Below are 20,454 nucleotides of genomic sequence, written 5' to 3'. Positions count from 1 at the left end.
AATTCTGATAAGACTAGAGTCAGAGCCAGAACTAGCTATGGCTAAGCTACAGCGGCAGGATTACTCCAATCCATCAACACCGACAGCAGCTTTCAGAATCGCAGCATAAGCATCAAGTCCAGCTTGGGTTGTCGGATCGAGACCATCCAGCTCAGTAGCAACAGTTTGTTCCAGCAAAGATGGAGCACCAGCAGCAGGAAAAGTTGCAGTGGGTGCGTTGACATTTAACACTGGGTTCACTTCATCAGCTGTGCCCGAAACAGTCAAAGGTCCAGTAAAATATACTCCTTCAGGTGCAACAATTTCACCAGAAATCGTGGTGGTGAAACCAGCGGGAGATGTACGAGTAATTGCACCACTTACTGATGCATTTTGTGCAGATGCAGGTGCAGCAGCAACTGCTACTAAACCAGCTAAGCCAACTAAAACCGATGCAGAACGAGACAAGAAGCTCATCGCTACTACTCCTCTAACTTTTACATATCCAACTTTGTATAACGTACAAAGTTTGTATGACCTTATTATTGAACAAGGAACAATGAATCTATATAGCAAACTTACGTAAGTTAAACGATTACTAACTATGCTTAACTTTATCAGTTAAGAGTAAATACACAATTTTCGTACAGGAAAAGTAGCGCGATTTTCAAATAGTAATTTGCTCTTAAAATGCACAAGCGGAATGAGTCAAATCATCCCGCTTGATTGAAATGGAAACGAGGCTGAATGTGGTCTACTAAGCAAAGAAAAAGGTCGCTTGATTCCCAATTGCTAGGTTCTGGTTAATATTGCTCGGAGTAAAGCCAGTCGTACTCATCAGAACCATCAATTGTGTTCCTTTTCCAAATCCTAAAGCTTGATTTCGCAAGTATAAGGATGTTGTAGCTCCATTGTCTACGACATCAATATTGATCGCGCTGTCAATTCTGAGTTGGTCGCCACCGACTCCCCGCCGGAAGTTCGTCACTGTATCTTGACCATCTCCCACAGCGTAGATCACAAGATCGATCGCTTGATCTAAACCTAAATCGATCGTGTCGTTGCCCAGTCCTCCAATGAGAATGTCCGCTCCAGCATTACCTCGCAAGTTGTCTGCGCCTGCTAAGCCGATCAACGTATTGTTCTCGTTATTGCCGAAAATTTGGTTGTTGAGAGCGTTACCCGTACCGTTTTGAGCATTTCCAGTCAGGGTCAGATTCTCAACGTTATCGCTCAAAATCCAATTGACTGAAGCGTTAACAGAATCAATTCCTTGATTCAAAGCTTCGACGATGACATCAGCAAGATTATCAACCACATAAGTATCGTCGCCAAGTCCTCCGATAAGTGTATCTGCTCCTAAACTTCCATCGAGCCTGTCATTTCCTGCGCCTCCGGTTAAGCGGTTATTTCCAGCATTTCCAACCAAAATATTTGCAAGATCATTTCCAGTTCCATCGATCGCAACTGAACCCGTTAAAGTTAGATTTTCGACATCAGCAGAGAGCGTATAACTCACAGAAGAAATGACTGAATCAATTCCTTGATTTGCGAGTTCAGTAATCGTATCGCTCGCAGATTGAATAAGATAAGTATCATTACCAAATCCACCAATTAGAGTATTCGTTCCACCTCCACCACTGAGGGTATCGTTGCCAGAGTTTCCATTGAGAATGTCATTACCAGAGCCACCCCAAACTGAGTCAGCAGCGCCACTACCAGAAAAAGTAATTGCACCTGCATATCCTGAAAAATCGAATTCTTCAAAGTTCCGAATCACTAACCCTGGAACATTCGTAATTTGTGAGTTGGAGTTGGTCATGTCTACGGTAATCGCAGCGCTTCCATTGTTGAGCACAAATCGATCTCTGCCATTGCCCCCATTCAACTGATCGTCTTGCAGCACTTGAGCATAGTCAACAGTTATTCGATCATTACCAAATCCACCAATAAACCAATCGCGTGCGCTAGTTCCAGTAAATGCGATCGCACCAATATACTGACTAAAATCAAACTCTTCAAAATTTTGAACAGTTAGCCCTGCAACGCCGCTGATTTGATTACTGGGATCTGCTGGATTGACTGTAAGAGCCACATTCCCAAAACTGAGAACAAAGCGATCGTTACCGCTACCACCATCTACTCGATCGTTTTGCAATACCCGCTCGTATAGAGCACTAACAGTGTCATTCCCTCCCCCCGCATTCAGCTGATCTGTTCTCAATGTCAGTGTGAAGGTTTCATCAGCATTCGTTCCATTGATATTGTTTCCAACATTGACAACGATCGATTGACTGACCTGAAAGGCTGTAGTCCCACTGTCGCCATTACCATTGTCATTGACCGTAACTGAAATCGTATCGCCTGTAGCAGCAGTACTCCGATAGGATAATGATGCAAGTGCTGTATTCAGATTGTCGAGGCTACCCCGAATCTGAAAACTCTGATCGTCGCTTCCATCACCTGCGATGAATGAAATTCCATTAACGACACCAAGCGAGAGTGTTCCGGTTCCAGCAGAGAGCGTCACTGTGAGCGGAATCACATTGTTTGCATCGACATCATTGATACTAATACCAGCAATTGCCGTTGAACTATTCTCAGCAACGTTCTGCATTCCAGGAATACTGAGAAGTGGAGCATCATTAACCGCAGTGATACTCAGTGTTGTCGTAGCAGGTGGACTCGTTTGCGTGCCATCTAATAAAACAAACTGAATTTGACGATTTGTCGTGTTTGGATTGTCGCTGAGGTTGCGGTAAGTAATCGATTTGAGCGCAGCTTCATAGTTTGCGATCGAGGTTGTTCCAGTTAGTGTAAGAACACCATTGTTGAAGCTGCCTGTGATGCCGTTTTGGTTAACAAAGAGAAGCTCGTCCTGTGCTGCGACAAAATTCGCGATCGTAATCATCGCTCCAGTCATATTAGAGTTGGAACTCGTTATTGTAAGACCAGAGCTAGCTAGGGTTGCAGTGCCGTTTTCGGTAAAACTTGTTGCAAAATTGATCCCTGGATTTGCGCCATTGAGATCGAGCGCAATCGGTGGTCTGAGTTCAATCGATCGATTTACCTGAATTGGAGTGATTCCGTTATCTCCATTTCCGTTATCGTTGACTGTAATGGAGAGTGTATCAGTCGAGCTACCATTAGCACGGTAGGATAGAGATGCAAGTGCTGTATTCAGATCACTGAGACTGCCGCGAATCTCAAAGCTCTGATCGTCGCTTCCATCACCTGAGACAAAAGTAATTCCAGTGACTGTACCGAGTGAAACAGTTCCAGTTCCAGCAGAGACAATCACATTTAGAGGAATCGCATTGTTAGCATCAATATCATTAATACTAATGCCTGAAACGGGAGTTAATCCGCTAGGGATAAAGCCTTGACTGGTAGGAGCATTAAGAACTGGACTGTCGTTGAGTGCAGTAATGCTGACTGTTGTGGTTGCAACTGGGCTAGAGCGAGTGTCATCAAATAGGACAAACTGAATCTGACGATTTGTCGTATTGGGATTGTCGCTGAGGTTGCGGTAAGTAATCGATTTGAGCGCAGTTTGGTAATTCGCGATCGAGGTTGTTCCAGTCAGTGTAAGGACACCATTGGTAAAACTGCCTGTAATCCCATTTTGATTGGTAAATAGCAGCTCGTCTTCTGCAACGAAATTGGCAATTGTAATCGTTGCTCGATCAATTTCGGTGTCAGAATTCGTAATTGCGAGTGTAGAACTGGTAAGCGTTGTTGCTGCACCATTTTCGGTAAAGCTTGCAGCGAAGTTACTGCCCGCAGATGCGCCGTTGAGATCCAGCGTGAGCGGAGTTGGAGGCTCTAGTTTCCATAAGCGATCGCCAGAACCATTGTCTGCCGAGAAATATAGAGTTCCATTGACATTTGTCAAGTTAGCAATAACAGATCCACTCGTCCCCACCCGAATATCTTTTACAAGCGAGGCTTGACCTGTTGTCGGATCAACTTTCCAAAGTTCTCGTCCATTCTGACCAGCAGCAGAACCATTTGTTGCTGTAAAGTACAAGGTTCCATCTACATTGATTAGAGACTGCGGATCAGAACTCGCTGAACCCGCATTGATATTCCTGACCATTGAAGCTTGACCTGTTGCAGGATCAACTTTCCATAGTTCACGACCATTTGTGCCATCATCTGCAGTAAAGTACAGTGTTCCATTTACATTGATGAGTTCGGTAGTCGTAGTATTCGTGAGAGCAGAACCTGTTGAATTAATGTTTGCCACCAATGAGGCTTGACCTGTTGTAGGATCAACTCTCCATAGTTCACGACCATTTGTGCCATCATCTGCGGTAAAGTACAATGTTCCATTTACATCCGTTAGGCTAGCTGGCAAGGAACCAAGGCTACCTGATCGAATATCGCTGACTAAAGTTGCCTGTCCGCTATTGGGATCAAATTTCCATAGCTCAGTTCCATTTGCATCGTTACCACTTGCAGAGAAGTAAAGAAGACCGTTGACATTGGTTAGATTTGTGAGGGAAGAACCTCCAGTACCAGGTCGAATATCAGCAGCTAGTGATGCAAGCCCAGTTACAGGATCAATCTTCCACAGTTCAGTTCCATTTGTGCTAGTTGTCGCTGCAAAGTACAGTGTCCCATTCACATTGGTTAAAGATGTAGGAGAAGAACCTGCATTTGCGACTAGCTGCGCTTGTCCATTGGTAGGATCAACCTTCCACAATTTACGTCCTGTACCATCAGTTGCTGAAAAGTACAGTGTTCCGCCTATATTGATTAATTCTTGAGGATCAGCATTACCCGTGTTTAAGTTGATATCTCCAACGATCGATGTTGTACCGGTTACAGGGTCAAACTTCCAGAGTTCACGCCCGCTTGTGGGAGTTGTCGCAGAGAAGTAGAGCGTTCCATTTACATTGGTTAGATTTGTGGGAGAAGAGGAGCTACTGCCTGAAACAATGTCACTCAAGAGCGTTGCATTTCCAGTTACCGGATCAACTCTCCATAGTTCAGTTCCACTGCCACTCACTGCTGAGAAGTACAAGACTCCATCAACATTTGCCAAATTTCTGGGTGTATTGTATGTGGTTGCGCCTGTCACAATAACAGGATCATTTGCCAGAATCGATCGATAACGCGCGCGCGCTTCCATCCCAAATGCGAGTTCAGTCTGACATTCTCCCGTTCTGACTTCTAACTCCCAATTTCCTCCAAGTTCTGCACAGCCTGTTTTTGTCGCAGAAGCCGCGATCGTGGCTCCTGTCAGTTCACTCATTTGTTGCAAAAGTGCCTCTGCACCTTGAGCGACTTCGCAACCATAAATTAAAATTTCTGCATCTGCGCTTAATGCTTCCGACCACTGCATCAGCGATCGCGCATAAATTCTCATCGTTTCAGCACTCAATTGTGCTGTGCCTATTAAAATTGCGCCAGGAGTTCCATGAGAGATGAGATGAATCGCTTTAATCTGCCTACGATTCTCTAACACTTCAGCGATCTGCACGATACCATCGCGATCGCCATCGAGCAAAATCACTTCAATCTGCGATCGCACTCCCGCAACGAGACTGGAAACCTCAGGAACAGACGGATCAACAAAGGCAATTTCAGCACGCTCGCAATGATTCAAAACAGCAGCGTCAAACTGGGGTGCAGAAGCAGACATTCTGGTGGACTCCTAACAGAACGTCTTTATCATTCCCGTCTGCGATCGCAACTTAAATAAGCTTATCTAGTGAAATTTCTCGAAGTCAGTAATAGAACTGAACAACGGCATCTCTTAAATTTGGAGATGCCGTTTCAACCGTGAAATCTCTGTGAAACTGCCAACATAAACTGGGCAAATTTTGCAGGCTAGAAATTCCCGTGAGTTGCGATCGCGTGTTTAAGACGATCGATCACCTCACTGAGCGCAATTGCTCCTAATTCACCCGATGCACGCGTCCGAATATTCAACGCATCCGATTCGACCTCTTTCGCACCCACAACTGCCATCACCGGAATCTTTTCCTTCTCAGCATTGCGAATCAGTTTGCCTAATCGATCGCCGCTCGGCGCAACTTCCGCTCGAATTCCTGCAAGTTTCATTTGCTCGACAGCCTGCTTCGCAAATGGTAAAAATTCATCACTCACCGTGAGTAATCGAATCTGCTCAGGAGCAAGCCAAACTGGGAAATCTCCCGCATACTCTTCGATCAGAATTCCGATCAATCGCTCCAACGAGCCAAACGGCGCACGATGAATCATTACAGGACGCTTACGACTGCCATCTTCTGCCACATATTCGAGATCAAAGCGTTCCGGTAAGTTGTAATCGACTTGCACGGTGCCAAGCTGCCATTCTCGATCGAGCGCATCACTAAAGATAAAGTCCAATTTCGGTCCATAAAATGCTGCCTCTCCAATGCCCTCAAAATAGTTCATGCCCATCGTTTCGACTGCACGACGAATTGCACCTTGAGCTTTCTCCCACGCCTCATCAGACCCAATATATTTATCCGAGTCTGGATCGCGGAAACTCAAACGAGCCTTAAAGTTTTTCAGTTGTAGACTCTTGAAGACCGATAAAATCAAATCCACAACACTGAGAAACTCCGCATCAAGCTGTTCAGGCGTGACAAACAAGTGAGAGTCATCGACTGTAAAGCCTCGTACTCTCGTTAATCCGCCAAGTTCACCTGACTGTTCATAGCGGTAGACTGTCCCAAATTCTGCTAATCGCATCGGCAGATCTCGATACGATCGCAGTTCACTCTTATAGATCTGGATGTGGAACGGACAGTTCATCGGCTTCATCACAAAGCCCTGTTCTTCGGTTCGAGCTTTGTCATCTTCCGCCATCATGGGGAACATATCTTCGCTGTACTTCTGCCAGTGACCTGAAGTTTTAAACAGATCCACTTTGGCAATATGTGGCGTAACGACAGGCAAATAACCGCGTCTGGTTTGCTCTTGTTTGAGAAAGTCTTCTAGGGTTGATCTCAGAATCGTTCCTTTGGGTGTCCACAGAGGTAATCCTGGTCCCACTAAATCCGAGAAAATAAACAATCCTAACTCTTTACCCAATTTTCGATGATCGCGCTTCATCGCTTCTTCTTTGCGGCGCTTGTATTCAGCTAACTGTTCAGGCGTTTCCCAAGCTGTGCCGTAAATGCGTTGAAGCTGAGCTTTAGTTTCATCTCCGCGCCAATATGCACCCGCAACGGATTCAAGCTCGATCGCGTCTGGATTTAATTCTTCGGTCGTTTCTACGTGCGGGCCTGCACACAAATCCCACCACTGATCGCCTAAGTGATAAATCGTGATCGGCTCTTGTTTGATATCGTCGAGAATCTCTAGCTTATAAGGCTCATTCAGCGCTTGAATTCGGCTTTTTGCCTCTTCGCGGCTCACTTCTTCACGAATCACAGGCAATTTGCGCCGAATGATCTTCGCCATCTCTTTCTTGATCGCTTTGAGATCCTTTTCAGTAAAAGGCTCCGGGTTATCAAAATCGTAGTAAAACCCATTCTCAATCCAAGGCCCGATCGTCACCTGTGCTTTCGGAAAGAGCTTCTGAACCGCCATTGCCAATACGTGCGAAGTCGTATGGCGAATTTTCTTCAACGCTTCAGATTCGCTGGTTTTGGGCAAATAAATTTTTTCCGGCTGGTTTGAATCGGCAGACATGGGACGAAGGCTAATAAAATCACCCATATATCTTACCGACCTCCCGGTAATTCGGGGTTGAATCTGCAAACTTTCAAGCTAAAATAGAAATGTTACGAAATGTAACGACTATTAGGATTTGCTAACGCGATCGGTTTTCAAAATGTTTAATCCCAATCACCCCGACTCCGACTTATTCAAAACCATCTTAGAACCGCTGCTCGACGACTTCGAGTACTGGTTTTCGCGCTCTCGCAGCCTGTTGGAAGAGCAGCACATTCCATTTCTCTCTGCAGACGAGCAGAAAGACCTCTTGCAGCGGGTAATGACCAGTCAGCAGGAAGTGAGCACGGTTCAGGCGTTGCTGAAAGCTACAGGGGGACAGGCGGGAGTCGATTCATCCGTCTTAGTCACGTGGCATCATCTAGTGAGCGAATGTTGGCAAGTCAGTCTCAAACTGCGATCGCAGCAATCGAGTTGAGTTTTGCAAACTCTCTCTTTTTTGGGATACCAGGAATCAGAAAAATCTGAGAAACTGTTAGATAATTAGAAAACGATTTTTCATAATTGCAAACCGGGAGCCGCAGCGCTTCCGGTAAATTCTCTTTTGTCAATCTCTATTGGCGCGAGGCGTATGATTCTGCACCTACTTTATATTCTGGCTTTCACAGCATTGGCTTTCTTGGCAGTTGGCAATTTAATCCGGAATTTAATGACGTTGGGGGTTGAGTCGCAGCGTCAGTATCCTCCCGTCAAACAGAATCGTCCGACCCCTCATCCAGAGCTACTCGATGAGCATGGTCGCATGATTGACGAACCGCTGCTGGTCATGCGATCGATGAGTGTGGAAGATGCCCGTGAACAGCTAGATGCCATCTATAAGTCCTCGCCAGGGGGGGAATCCGCACAGTCGGGTGATGAATAGCTAAATTGAGAAACGCCATAATTATCAGTAAAGGTGCGGTTACGATCGCGCCTTTTCTATTCTGATGAGGAAGGAGCGATGAAGTGGGATAGTTCCTGGTTGAATCAAATTCGGGATGGGATGGCAGAAGCGACGAAGCGCGTCTCGATTGAACCTATGGCAAAGACGCTACAGAATTGGTTCAAGGTCGATGAAGCAGAAGTCGAAGAGATTTTGAAGAAAGTCAGATCGGAACTACCGACGACTGAAGCATTGCTGGTGGGCAAACCGCAATCAGGAAAATCTTCGATCGTTCGTGGTTTAACAGGCGTTTCGGCTGAAATCATTGGTCAAGGCTTTCGTCCGCATACCCAGTACACTCAACAATATTGCTATCCCACTGAGGATTTACCGCTTGTCATTTTTACAGATACGGTCGGCTTGGGAGATGGAACGCAAGCAACATCGGAAGTGATTCGCGAATTAGTCGGTGAATTGCAGCCGAGTGAATCTGAGACGAATGCCAAAATTTTACTACTGACCGTTAAGATTAACGATTTTGCAACAGATACGCTCAAACAGATTGCAGGTCGAATTCGGCAAAAACGCCCAGAAGTGCCTGTTTTACTGGTTGTCACTTGTCTGCATGAACTCTATCCACCGGATGTGAGCGATCATCCTGAGTATCCACCGAATTTTGCGGAAGTCGATCGTGCGTTTACACGCATTCAAGAAGACTTTAAGGGCTTGTTCGATCGTGCTGTCTTGATCGATTTTACGTTGGAGGAAGATGAGTTTAATCCAACCTTTTATGGATTAGAGCCTTTGATGGATACGATCGCGGAATTGCTGCCAGAAGCTGAAGCAAGAACCATTTCGCAACTCTTGAACGATCGAGATGCAGGTCAGCAAATTAGCGGTTTGTATCGAGATGCTGCGCGACGTTATATCTTGCCGTTTTCCGTAATGGCAGGGGCAGCAGCAGCGATTCCTTTACCGTTAGCCACAATGCCCGTGTTGACTGCGCTACAAGTTTCGATGGTGGGAGCATTGGGACAGTTGTATGGACAGACATTAAGCCCTTCACAGGCAGGTGGGGTCGTTAGTGCGATCGCGGGTGGATTTGTAGCACAAGCGATCGGGCGCGAATTGATTAAATTTGTGCCGGGGTTTGGCAGTGTGATTGCGGCTTCGTGGGCGAGTGCCTATACTTGGGCGTTAGGCGAAGCAGCATGCGTGTATTTTGGGGATTTGATGGGTGGTAAAACGCCTGACCCGAAAAGGATTCAAGCTGCAATGCGGGAAGCTTTCAGCGATGCGAGACATCGATTTAAGACATCGAAGGGATAAGTCAAGTGAGTTAAAGATCAGTAGTTTGCAGGCGTTCGACTTCTGAAAGTCTCGGTTAGAATTTTCGTATCTGTCACGTTATCGACGAATGCATCTTCGCTTCTCGCAAGACATTGAATCTCTAATTAAGCGGCTATCCGAAGAACCGTTAACGATCGCGGCTATTCTCTCCGAAACTTCAGAACGCGGATTTGGTCTCGTCATTGGACTAATGGTGATTCCTTTTCTCTTTCCTGTGCCGCCCGGGCTAACGGGAATTCCGGGTACGGCTTGTGTTTTGCTAGGTGTTCAAATGGCATTAGGAAGGCGTACCCCTTGGTTGCCCAAAAAAGTCGCCCGGTTTCGATTTCCGACGAGCTTTGCTAAACAGCTATTGCAGAATGTGCGACGAGTCACGCGCATTTTAGAGAAAATTACTCGTCCTCGGATGCGTCGAATTGCAGCGAATCCAAAAATTTGGCAATTCAATGGAATGTGCATCACTTGGCTTTCTATTTTATTAATTGCACCAATTCCTTTGACCAATCCATTTCCCACGATCGGGATATTACTCCTCGTTGTCGCCATGCTCGAATCAGATGGATTGTTAATGTGCGTGGCTTATGGACTGACGACTGTGATTACAGGAATTTGTGCCACGATCGTTTACTTACTTTGGCGATCGCCAGAATTCATTCAGCAATGGCTATAAATTCAGCTTCAAGCAATGTTGATCATTGAGTTGTAGAGGGTTGAGAGCTAGACAGTCTAGCACTGGAGAATTGAGAGTCCAACACAGTCACTCTCACCCTCTACTCGTATCAGCAAACCTAGTAAAATTCATCCTTCCAGATGAAACAACCAGAAGCTAAGATACGAGGTAAGTGTAGCCGCTTAAACTGCGTTCATAGTTCTGAAGCAGCAATTGTGACTCTTGCAAGGTAATTCGATTGTCTGCTAATGCGAGTTCAGTCTGAAGTCGAATACTTTCGATCATGTCTTCAGGATCATATTGCACATAACCCAGCACTTCTTTCATCGTGTCGCCGCGTACCACATGCTGAATTTGGTAGCCTTTGGGCGTGAGTTGGATGTGAACAGTGTTTGTGTCACCAAACAAGTTGTGCAAGTTGCCCATAATCTCTTGGTACGCTCCATTTAGGAACATGCCTAAGTAGTAAGGTTCACCAGGCTTTAAAGTATGCAACTCTAGCACAGGTTTCACATCCCGCAGATCAATGAATTGATCAATCTTGCCATCACTGTCACAGGTGAGATCGGCGAGCGTTACACGGCGCGTCGGTTCCTCGTTCAAGCGATGAATCGGCATGATCGGGAAGAGTTGATCGATCGCCCAACTATCGGGAGCCGATTGGAAGACTGAGAGATTCATGTAGTACATGGATGCCATGATCTGCTCTAGGTCTGCCAAGTCGTCAGGAATATAGTCAAGCTGCCGCGAAAAAGTAACAATTTTATGGCAGCACGACCAATACAACCGCTCGGCTCTAGCGCGTTCAGTCAGACTCAGATAACCGAATCCGAATAGATTAACCGCTTCGTCTTTGAACTGCGTGGCATCGTGATACATCTCTAAGAAATTATCAGAGTTGATCGACGTGTAAGTTTCATAGAGATTTTGCACGATTACATGTTCATTCTCCTTCGCAGGTTCTGGAATCTCAGACGAGACATCGCTGGTTCCCAGAATGTTGAAGACTAAAACGGATTGATGCGATGCGATCGCTCTGCCACTTTCGCTAATCAAAGTCGGAACGGGAAGATTCGCGATCGTACAAGCATCTTTCACGGCTGCCACGACATCATTGGCATAGTTTTGAGTCGTGTAATTTTTGGATGCGTGGAAATTCGTTTGCGACCCGTCATAGTCCACACCCAATCCACCCCCAACATCCATGTATTGCATGTTGGCTCCCAGTTTGCAGAGTTCCACATAAATTTGACTCGCTTCTCGCATCGCTTCTTTCAAGACGCTAATCGCTGAGATTTGAGAGCCAATGTGAAAATGCAGCAGTTGCAGGCAGCCAAGCATATCGGCTTCTTTTAACCGATTGACGGCATGAATAATTTCAGGAATGGTTAAGCCAAACTTAGCGCGATCACCTGCCGAAGTGCCCCAACGCCCAATCCCTTTGGCATTCAACTTGGCACGCACGCCCAAAATCGGTTCGACTCCAAGTTTTTTGCTCGCTTCGATCGCAAATTCAACTTCTTCGACTTGTTCAAGAACAATGATCGGCGTTTGTCCTAATCGTCGCGCCAACATTGCGGTTTCAATGTATTCGCGATCTTTATAGCCATTGCAAATGAGCAGAGCTCCCGGCGTTTTGAGCGATGCCAATGCAATCATCAGTTCAGGCTTTGAGCCAGCTTCTAATCCAAACTGATGCGGTTGTCCGAATCGCACCAGATCTTCGACCAAATGGCGTTGTTGATTGCATTTCACAGGAAACACGCCCCGGTAGACACCGGGATAGCTGTATCTTGCGATCGCTTTCGCAAATGCCGAATTAATCCGCTCAATTCGATCTTCCAAAATGTCTGAAAATCGAATCAGCAAAGGCAAGCCTAGATTTCGCTGTTTCAATGCGTTGACCAAATCGAACAAGTCTAACGATCCGCCACGATTCCCTTTCGGCGAGACGGTGACGTGTCCTGCTGCGTTAATTGAGAAATACGGATCGCCCCATCCTTGAATGCGATAAAGCTCTTCGCTATCTTCGATCGTCCATTGTTTCTTCGGTTGAGGCGGTTCAACGGGGCGCGATTTACCGTTCGATTTGCCGTTCGGCTTGCCCTTTGAGTGATTGCTTGACGCTTCCAACTTCTCTTCAGGCTGTAGATTTTCCGGTTTGGCAGTAGCTGCGCGCTCTCCCATCGTGGCTGCTCCTCACTTTGCGATTCTTAAGCATTCAGTGTATCGCGGAGTTTACGAAATCGAGGTCTTTCGCACTACGTAATTTGGGGAGTGGGGGGAGTGGGGAGATTGACTCCTACTCCCTACTTCCCAATTTCATCCCAAACCCCCAATCTGGGCTAATCTAGGTTTGGTAAATTTCACGTCATTCTTGGGAGTCCAGCTTGGAACGCACATTTTTAGCCATTAAGCCTGATGGCGTACAACGTAAATTGGTTGGTGAAATCATTCGCCGCTTTGAAACAAAGGGCTTTACTCTCGTCGGATTGAAATTCATGAACGTTAGCCGTGAGTTGGCGGAGAGCCACTACGGTGTTCACCGTGAGCGTCCGTTTTTCGGCAGCTTGGTGGAATTTATTACATCCGGCCCTGTGGTCGCGATGGTTTGGGAAGGTGACGGTGTGATTGCAGGCGCACGGAAAGTCATTGGTGCGACAAATCCGCTGACGGCTGAACCTGGCACGATTCGGGGAGACTTTGGTGCAAACATTGGACGGAATTTGATTCACGGTTCAGATGCACCCGAAACGGCTCAAAGCGAAATTGCGCTGTGGTTCAAAGACGAAGAATTAGTGAATTGGTCGCCGACGATCATCGGTTGGATTCACGAATAATCTCGGCTTGACTTGAGAAGTCCAACTTGTTCAAAAAGTTGGACTTCTGTAGATTTTGACGATCGCGCTAACTCACTAAATCCGGAAACACTTCTTGCACTGCCGGGTGAATCAAATGATGGTTCTGGACATTTAGCCCCTTCGCTAAGGCAGGATCGCGATCGAGAGCTTCCATCCGATGATTTGCCAATTTCAACACATACGGCAGCGTACTATTATTCAAAGCCTGGGTCGCCGTCCAAGGAACCGCACCCGGCATGTTGGGGACACCATAATGCAAAACGCCTTCTTCAACATAGGTTGGAGCCGTGTGTGAGGTCGGATGCAGCGTTTCGATACAGCCACCTTGATCAACAGCAACATCGACAATGACCGAACCCGATCGCATTTTTTTCACTAATTCTCGCGACACTAAGATCGGCGCTTTCCGTCCTGGAATCAGCACTGAACCAATCAGTAGATCCGCTTGAGGAACTAATTCTTCGATATGACTCGAATTACTGTAAAGCAGTTCAATTCGCGATCCAAAGACGGATTCTAAATACGACAAGCGATCGACATTCACATCTAAAATTGTCACCTGCGCGCCCATTCCCGTTGCCATCCGCGCTGCTTCGGTTCCAACAATTCCTCCACCTAAAATCACCACTCGTCCCGGTTTAACGCCGGGAACGCCTCCAAGCAAGACACCTCGCCCACCTTGCTGTCGTTCCAGATATCGCGCTCCAAATTGCACCGATAAGCGACCCGCAATGATACTCATAGGGGTCAACAGCGGCAGTCGGCGATCGCTCAGTTCCACGGTTTCATACGCGATCGCACTCACACCTGAATTCAGCAAATGTTCGGTTAATTCGTGACTAGCTGCCAAGTGCAGGTAGGTGAATAGAATTTGTCCTTTCTGTAAATAGTCATATTCCGCTTTCAAAGGTTCTTTGACCTTAATCACGAGTTCACGATCCCAGGCTGCTTTGGCGCTATTGACGATCGTGGCACCGACTTGCACATAATCTGCATCACTAAAGCCCGAACCCTCACCTGCCTTTGACTCGATCGCGACCGAGTGCCCCTGTTCGATCAGCACCCTCACACTACTCGGACTCAAACCAACTCGAAACTCTTGATCCTTGGTTTCTTTAGGGACACCGATTTCCATAGCCATTCTCCAGTCGTACTTCTAGTGTAGTCTTCCAACCTAGAGTCAACGGTTGTTTAACATGCAGATCCCATTTATGCAATTCGCTCGCTAAAATACAGATAAAGAATTGTTAAGCGATTCAACCGCTTTGACTCGTAACAATTTTTACCCCTAAATCTAGGATAGGTTTTGTTTACCATGACGCAGATTCAACCGACCGTAACCCCCAAGCTTGAAAATCCGAAATTTGGCTTCAATCAGTATGCAGAACGCTTAAATGGACGTGCCGCAATGATCGGATTTGTGGCAGCGCTGATTGTAGAATTTGTCACGGGACAAGGCGTTTTGACCTGGCTCGGCTTGCTCTAAGATGTGAATCTTGACTCGATTTGGTTTTGTCCCGCCACTCGATCGAATCGATGAGAGAGCGGGACTTTTGCTAGTTAGATTTACCCAAATCTGAGAACCAAAAATTTTGAGTCCCCTAGAATTGCGGATTTATGAGTAAAATAAGCTTACAAGCCGTAAAAAAACTTAACCTATAGCCTCTGAGTCGGCAACTACATGACCTCAGCAACATCCCTATTTTCTCCGGTAGAAGCGGATCTACGTTTACTCACCGAGAATCTTCAAAACCTCATTGGTGCGCGTCATCCGATTCTGTACGCTGCCGCAGAGCATCTATTTAGCGCTGGCGGGAAACGCATCCGACCCGCGATCGTGCTCTTAGTCGCTCGCGCCACGATGCATGGGCAGGAGATTACTCAACGCCATCGCCGCTTAGCTGAAATCACTGAAATGATTCACACGGCAAGCTTGGTGCATGACGATGTGATCGACGAATCCGCAACCCGACGCGGTATTCCAGCGGTTCATAGCCGATTTAGCAATCAAGTTGCAGTACTTGCTGGAGATTTTCTTTTTGCCCAGTCTTCTTGGTACTTGGCGAATTTAGAAAACATCGAAGTGATCAAGCTGCTCTCTGAGGTGATCAAGGATTTTGCAGAAGGCGAAATTCAGCAGGGATTATTTCGGTTTGATATGGGAATTACGATCGAGTCTTATCTCGAAAAGAGCTATTACAAAACCGCATCTTTAATTGCCAATAGTTCAAAAGCCGCCGCAATTCTCAGCGATGCTTCTGAAGTCGAGGCACAAAATCTCTATCACTACGGGCGTAATCTCGGTTTAGCGTTCCAAATTGTCGATGACATTCTCGATTTCACAGGCTCAACCGAATCTCTTGGCAAACCTGCTGGCTCAGATCTCAGAAGCGGCAATCTCACGGCTCCAGTTCTGTATGCCTTAGAAGAAAAGCCTTATCTAGAAGATTTAATCGATCGAGAATTTGAACAAGAAGATGATCTCGAACAAGCTTTAGCACTGGTTCGGGATAGCCAAGGGATTCAGAGAGCGAGAGAACTGGCATCGCATCATGCTAAATCCGCGATCGAACATCTGGCAGACTTGCCAATGTCTGAATCTCGACAGGCTTTGATCAAACTTGCTGACTATGTATTAAGCCGCTTGTATTAATTCACACAATCGAAATGCAGGTACAGGGTAGAGCTATCTACCCTTTTTTTGTGCTGAAAATCTTACTTTTGATAGATTCTAACTTTTTAGTATTTTGTCTAGCCCAGATATTATCTTGTTTGATTTCTAACCCCTGAAAGATGAAAACGAAGTGAAATGTTACTAACCTAAACACAAGCGAATATGAAAATTCACATTCTGTTTCTGTTTATCGTGTTTTGGTAAAAGAACTATGGCTATTTCAGGACAGCGCCCTCGGATTGCATTAATTTCGGTTCATGGCGATCCTGCGATCGAGATTGGCAAAGAGGAAGCGGGCGGTCAAAACGTCTATGTGCGGAACGTTGGAGAAGCGCTGTCCCGGCAGGGATGGCAAGTCGATATGTTTACTCGTCGATCGGATGCCGACCAGCCTGAGATTGTGCAACACACTCCCCATTGCCGCACGATTCGATTAACGGCTGGGCCGCAAAAATTTATTCCTCGTGATGAATTGTTTGGCTACTTGCCTGAATTTGTCGAAGCTCTGCAACAATTTCAGGCTGACTCAGGATTTCAATATGATTTAGTTCATACTAACTACTGGCTGTCTTCCTGGGTCGGTATGACCTTGAAAAAGCTGCAAGGCGTGAAGCAGATTCATACCTATCACTCTTTAGGTGCAGTGAAATATCAGTCAATTTCAGCGATTCCTATGATTGCGAAGACTCGCTTAGCGACTGAGAAATTATGTTTAGAAACGGCTGAGCGGATTGTCGCAACGAGTCCACAAGAGAAAGACCACATGCGATCGCTCGTTTCGACGCACGGCAGCATTGATATTATTCCTTGTGGCACGGATACTCGACGCTTTGGTCATATTTCTCGAATTGAAGCGCGGCGCGCGTTGGGATTAGAGCAAGATGCCAAGATTGTGTTGTATGTGGGTCGCTTCGATCGCCGAAAAGGAATTGAAACCTTAGTTCGTGCGGTGGGCCAGTCTAAACTGAAAGACCAGAATTTGAAATTGATCATCGGCGGGGGCAGTCGTCCTGGACAGAGTGATGGCGCGGAACGAGAGCGTATTGAAGGCATCGTCAATGAACTCGGCTTGCAAGATATCACGATGTTTCCGGGTCGTTTAGGAGTTGAAAATCTGCACTTGTATTATGCTGCTGCCGATGTTTCGGTAGTGCCGAGTCATTATGAGCCGTTTGGATTAGTAGCAATTGAGGCGATGGCAAGTGGAACGCCTGTTGTCGCTTCGGATGTGGGCGGATTGCAGTTTACCGTCATTCCTGAAATCACAGGCTTGTTAGCTCCGGCAAAAGATGATGCGGCATTTGCCAAGGCGATCGATCGAATTTTGGCAGATCCAAACTGGCGTGATCAGTTAGGTCAGGCAGGGCGAGATCGAGTTGAGAAGATGTTTAGCTGGGATGGTGTTGCTGCTCAGTTAGGCAAGGTGTATCAACAGGTGCTCAAAGTTCCGACAAAAGCACCAGCAGCAGCGATCGCATAGCTCAGAAATCCGAGTGTTTTGAGAAACACAATGGCTAAAGTGGGCGGCGGCGGTAGATAAGCCTGAAGCGAAGCACAAAAGCTCTCTACCGTCTGCTCCAACCATGTTGTTCGACCGTGCCTTATTAACTATTACTGATTTACCAAACCTTGCAATTCGTTAATGTTGATATCAATTCCTTGACGCTTCAGATATTGACCCAAATTAATCTGGATGAATAAATCTTTGAGTTCTTCCGCAATCTCTGGGGGCGGACTGCCAGATAATGCGGTGGCAATTAGTCGTTCTGCGGCTCGTAATTCGCCACACTCGATCGCTAAAGATGCAGCGCTACGGTGGAGGACAGATCGAGTCGGTTCGGCATCGAGAACGCTAGCAATTAAATTAGCAGCCTGGGTTTCTTGTTCAAACGCTTGTCGGGTCAACTGTGTTGCCTGTTCGATCTCGCCTCTCAAGCGGGCGACTGCGGCTGCTTCGGCTAAATCCATTGCTTGTTGATGGAGCGTTTGAATCTGGTTCATTGGAGTAAGGCTCCTTCGGGATTCCGTTTCGCGCTAACGACAGAAAGCGGGCGGCTGAATTCTACTACTATGATATAAGCTGGCAACCCTTCTGCATCAGATGCGCCAGTTTGTTCGATTTTCTGCTTGACTCTGGCATTGATTTGACTCCGATTGCCCTTACGAATCCCAGACACTTCAAGCCGAGCCATGCGCTGAAACGGCAGTGTTGCGGTTGAATCTTGGCTTCCCAACCAGTAGTCAAATCCAGTGCCCTTACGAGAACGTTCAATCACCGTCAGATTGGTTAATTGCAAAATTAATAGAAATGCAATGCCATAAGCCGCTTGCTCGGTTGTATATTCCTCATCATTCCAGCATCGCCTTGCTTGTTCTGTAACGGGTTGCCAATTCAACTGGAACTGAGTGGAAAATTCTCCTTCAACTTCGAGAGTTACTCCTGGCTCATGGGCTTCATCCGTTAGACAAATTGCTCCTGCTTCTGCGATCGCTGCTCCGAAAGCGGGTGTAATTGCGGGAAGTCCTTGGTGAAGGATCTGCAAGTTTAAGACTTGAATTTGGCTCAAAACGCTGTTGTCCCATAAAAGCTAGAGGCTCAATTTTACTTTCAATCGATAGAGTTTGTGTCGCTGCCTTTGGCTCACACTTTTCACGTTTGCCACAATTTTGCCCTGGTTTCCCGGTTCGACTTGCTGCCGAATACCAGGCTCATAGGGTCTGCTGATTGGCGGAAACACTCGAAGCATGGGCAGGTTAAAGAATGTACTGATAACAGATTTACTTCTTTCTGTCCGATACAGTTTGTCCCCAAGCTTCATGTCCCTCCGACCATATTTCCATGACTTGATTTGAGAAATGACAAACTTTCTCTTCCTCACTCATTAGTGAATAACTACCAGAGGTTTGAAGATAGAGGAATTTTTCAACTTGTAGTCTTTGCTGAACATTACGAGAATTGATCCAAGTTTTTTGAGAAGTTGTTTGACTGAGCAAAGTTGTAGAAAGTGCAGCAAGACCACTCACGGCAGGCACAATCCATTCCCAATCACCGAGCCTTTTACTAGCAGCTAAAGCGGAGAGTAAAGTGACCATAAGTGTAAGAGAGATGCTGAATTGTTTAAGAAGCGTGAAACGACGCTTATCCTTATCAGCGATGTATTTGAACCGCTGGATTAACCGATCGCACTCTATTAAGGCTTCTTCATGTTTTTGCTTCAGCGATCGCATAATTGCTCAGAAATCCGAGGTTTTTGAGAGACATAACAATCACACTCATCGAACGCAGATTACCTCTGCAGTCCCATCAACTGTTCGTACGTTTCGATGCAGTGTGATTGTTAGTTGTCGTGCCGCAATTCGCCATCTCTATCAAGGTTTGCAAGCTTTAGAATGAGCCGCATTAAGTTACCTGTTAGGTAAATCATAAACTCTACTTCATCAAGGGAAAAAGCTTCATTATGCTTGACAGCATCATTCTGATATTGATGATATGGGTTTAGGAGTCCCTCATACAAATTAACTACTTGGGGATGCAGACCTTTGCTTCTGAACCAAGTCTTAAGCTCCTTCTTTTGCTTCTCCAAAGGAATCTGGTTCTTGAGAACTTTTTTTAGAAGTTGTTCAAGTGCAAATCGTAACTCATCAAGCAAATTTCTGTATTGGCTTGTTTCACCACGCAAATAAAGTTTCAACGCTCTCTCAAAAGACTCCGCAACCTCTGGATAGTTCTCAAGCTCAGAAAGAGTAGAGTCAATAATTCCTCGATCTAAAAACTGATCGCCGCTAGGATAAACAATAAACTGTTTACCTCTTTTATGAACTGCAAAACCAGCACTAGGGGTTAGCGCCGATAATCTCTTGATCTCTTCTACTATCTTTGAAGCTCTAGCTTGTGTTTCATCAAAATTTTCTTCTAACGCCCAAAAAATAAATTGAAGTACCTTAGCTAAATCTTGTAGAGTTTCGCAGCTATCAACACATTTGTATACATATGTATCTCCAAATCCTTTTTCTGTGTAAGAAACAGACTGCAAGCGTTGAATTACACCTTGTAGTATAAGCGGTTCTACTAAAGAGTCGTGATATCTCGCTTGTGCTTTTTTTACATAAGGCTTGTCCGCTTTATCGAGATTGAATATTTCAAAAAAGCGTTTATCGACATCTTGCCTTTCAGTCAGGTAATCACCCATCGACTTATCGATAACACCAATCAACCTATTCTTGAACTTCAGAAACTCCTCTTCATAATTCAAGTTGATATTCCAGCGTCTATAATGATTTCTCAGTCGCTTTTCAATTTGCATACTGATTCAGCCTAGTATTGCTTAACTTCAAACTTTAGACTCTTTGATATTAACGCAAG

Annotated in this window: 18 protein-coding genes; 8 read left to right on the top strand and 10 right to left on the bottom strand. The window is 45.9% G+C overall.

Annotation, left to right across the window (positions count from 1 at the left end; all coding sequences use genetic code 11):
* Positions 1-60: 60 nt before the first annotated feature.
* From J0L70_RS24590 to thrS, 3 genes are all read right to left on the bottom strand, one after another.
* On the bottom strand, positions 61-456 hold the full coding sequence (locus tag J0L70_RS24590; protein WP_190652076.1) for a hypothetical protein: 396 nt from the start codon (positions 454-456) through the stop codon (positions 61-63).
* Between the two features lie 280 nt (positions 457-736).
* A complete protein-coding gene (locus J0L70_RS24585) occupies positions 737-5,629 on the bottom strand; it encodes a DUF4347 domain-containing protein (RefSeq protein ID WP_287456283.1) in 4,893 nt (1,630 codons plus the stop codon).
* Between the two features lie 188 nt (positions 5,630-5,817).
* The gene (thrS, locus tag J0L70_RS24580; protein WP_287456282.1) at positions 5,818-7,632 is read right to left on the bottom strand and encodes a threonine--tRNA ligase; all 1,815 of its coding nucleotides are present in this window, start codon (positions 7,630-7,632) and stop codon (positions 5,818-5,820) included.
* Positions 7,633-7,774: 142 nt separating this feature from the next.
* Between thrS and J0L70_RS24575 the strand changes: the two genes are divergently transcribed.
* The 4 genes from J0L70_RS24575 (at position 7,775) to J0L70_RS24560 (ending at position 10,556) form a co-directional block, all read left to right on the top strand.
* Positions 7,775-8,092: a DUF2605 domain-containing protein gene (locus tag J0L70_RS24575; RefSeq protein WP_017288908.1), complete on the top strand. Its 318-nt coding sequence runs from the start codon at positions 7,775-7,777 to the stop codon at positions 8,090-8,092.
* Between the two features lie 153 nt (positions 8,093-8,245).
* Entirely contained in the window at positions 8,246-8,536 is a 291-nt protein-coding gene (locus tag J0L70_RS24570; protein WP_017288909.1) for a DUF2973 domain-containing protein, read from the top strand.
* Positions 8,537-8,614: 78 nt separating this feature from the next.
* Positions 8,615-9,865 (top strand): YcjF family protein, encoded by a 1,251-nt coding sequence (locus J0L70_RS24565; RefSeq protein ID WP_287456281.1) that lies wholly within the window; start codon positions 8,615-8,617, stop codon positions 9,863-9,865.
* Positions 9,866-9,953: 88 nt separating this feature from the next.
* Positions 9,954-10,556, top strand: coding sequence for an exopolysaccharide biosynthesis protein (locus tag J0L70_RS24560; protein WP_017288911.1), 603 nt, complete (start codon positions 9,954-9,956; stop codon positions 10,554-10,556).
* Between the two features lie 156 nt (positions 10,557-10,712).
* Here J0L70_RS24560 and speA read toward each other — a convergent pair whose 3' ends face one another.
* Entirely contained in the window at positions 10,713-12,743 is a 2,031-nt protein-coding gene (gene speA, locus J0L70_RS24555; RefSeq protein ID WP_017288912.1) for a biosynthetic arginine decarboxylase, read from the bottom strand.
* A 203-nt stretch (positions 12,744-12,946) separates the two neighbouring features.
* Here speA and ndk point away from each other — a divergent pair, with 203 nt between their 5' ends.
* Positions 12,947-13,396 carry a nucleoside-diphosphate kinase gene (gene ndk, locus J0L70_RS24550; protein WP_017288913.1) on the top strand — a complete coding sequence of 150 codons (450 nt, stop codon included), beginning with the start codon at positions 12,947-12,949 and terminating at the stop codon, positions 13,394-13,396.
* 67 nt (positions 13,397-13,463) lie between these two features.
* On the opposite strand, the gene ald is transcribed toward ndk, so the two are convergent.
* On the bottom strand, positions 13,464-14,552 hold the full coding sequence (ald, locus tag J0L70_RS24545; protein ID WP_287456280.1) for an alanine dehydrogenase: 1,089 nt from the start codon (positions 14,550-14,552) through the stop codon (positions 13,464-13,466).
* Positions 14,553-14,732: 180 nt separating this feature from the next.
* On the opposite strand from ald, the gene J0L70_RS24540 reads away from it, so the two are divergent.
* The 3 genes from J0L70_RS24540 to J0L70_RS24530 all read left to right on the top strand — a co-directional run bounded on the left by J0L70_RS24540 (position 14,733) and on the right by J0L70_RS24530 (position 17,571).
* Positions 14,733-14,903, top strand: coding sequence for a CAB/ELIP/HLIP family chlorophyll-binding protein (locus tag J0L70_RS24540; RefSeq protein ID WP_017288915.1), 171 nt, complete (start codon positions 14,733-14,735; stop codon positions 14,901-14,903).
* 195 nt (positions 14,904-15,098) lie between these two features.
* Positions 15,099-16,070 (top strand): solanesyl diphosphate synthase, encoded by a 972-nt coding sequence (gene sds, locus J0L70_RS24535; RefSeq protein WP_017288916.1) that lies wholly within the window; start codon positions 15,099-15,101, stop codon positions 16,068-16,070.
* Between the two features lie 232 nt (positions 16,071-16,302).
* Entirely contained in the window at positions 16,303-17,571 is a 1,269-nt protein-coding gene (locus J0L70_RS24530; RefSeq protein WP_287456279.1) for a glycosyltransferase family 4 protein, read from the top strand.
* Positions 17,572-17,702: 131 nt separating this feature from the next.
* On the opposite strand, the gene J0L70_RS24525 is transcribed toward J0L70_RS24530, so the two are convergent.
* The 5 genes from J0L70_RS24525 to J0L70_RS24505 all read right to left on the bottom strand — a co-directional run bounded on the left by J0L70_RS24525 (position 17,703) and on the right by J0L70_RS24505 (position 20,395).
* Positions 17,703-18,092 carry a hypothetical protein gene (locus J0L70_RS24525; protein WP_017288918.1) on the bottom strand — a complete coding sequence of 130 codons (390 nt, stop codon included), beginning with the start codon at positions 18,090-18,092 and terminating at the stop codon, positions 17,703-17,705.
* Entirely contained in the window at positions 18,089-18,658 is a 570-nt protein-coding gene (locus tag J0L70_RS24520; protein ID WP_287456278.1) for a hypothetical protein, read from the bottom strand. The genes J0L70_RS24525 and J0L70_RS24520 overlap by 4 nt, the downstream gene beginning before the upstream one ends.
* A 21-nt stretch (positions 18,659-18,679) precedes the next feature.
* Positions 18,680-18,838 carry a hypothetical protein gene (locus tag J0L70_RS24515; protein ID WP_287456277.1) on the bottom strand — a complete coding sequence of 53 codons (159 nt, stop codon included), beginning with the start codon at positions 18,836-18,838 and terminating at the stop codon, positions 18,680-18,682.
* A gap of 31 nt (positions 18,839-18,869) precedes the next feature.
* Positions 18,870-19,319, bottom strand: a complete 450-nt coding sequence (locus tag J0L70_RS24510) for a DUF4231 domain-containing protein (RefSeq protein WP_287456276.1) — start codon at positions 19,317-19,319, stop codon at positions 18,870-18,872.
* 110 nt (positions 19,320-19,429) lie between these two features.
* Entirely contained in the window at positions 19,430-20,395 is a 966-nt protein-coding gene (locus J0L70_RS24505) for a hypothetical protein (protein WP_287456275.1), read from the bottom strand.
* Between the last annotated feature and the right edge of the window lie 59 nt (positions 20,396-20,454).

It is taken from the genome of Leptolyngbya sp. UWPOB_LEPTO1, assembly GCF_017302695.1.
In the GTDB taxonomy this organism is placed as follows: domain Bacteria; phylum Cyanobacteriota; class Cyanobacteriia; order Leptolyngbyales; family Leptolyngbyaceae; genus Leptolyngbya; species Leptolyngbya boryana.
This window is presented reverse-complemented; position numbering and strand designations above follow the sequence as displayed.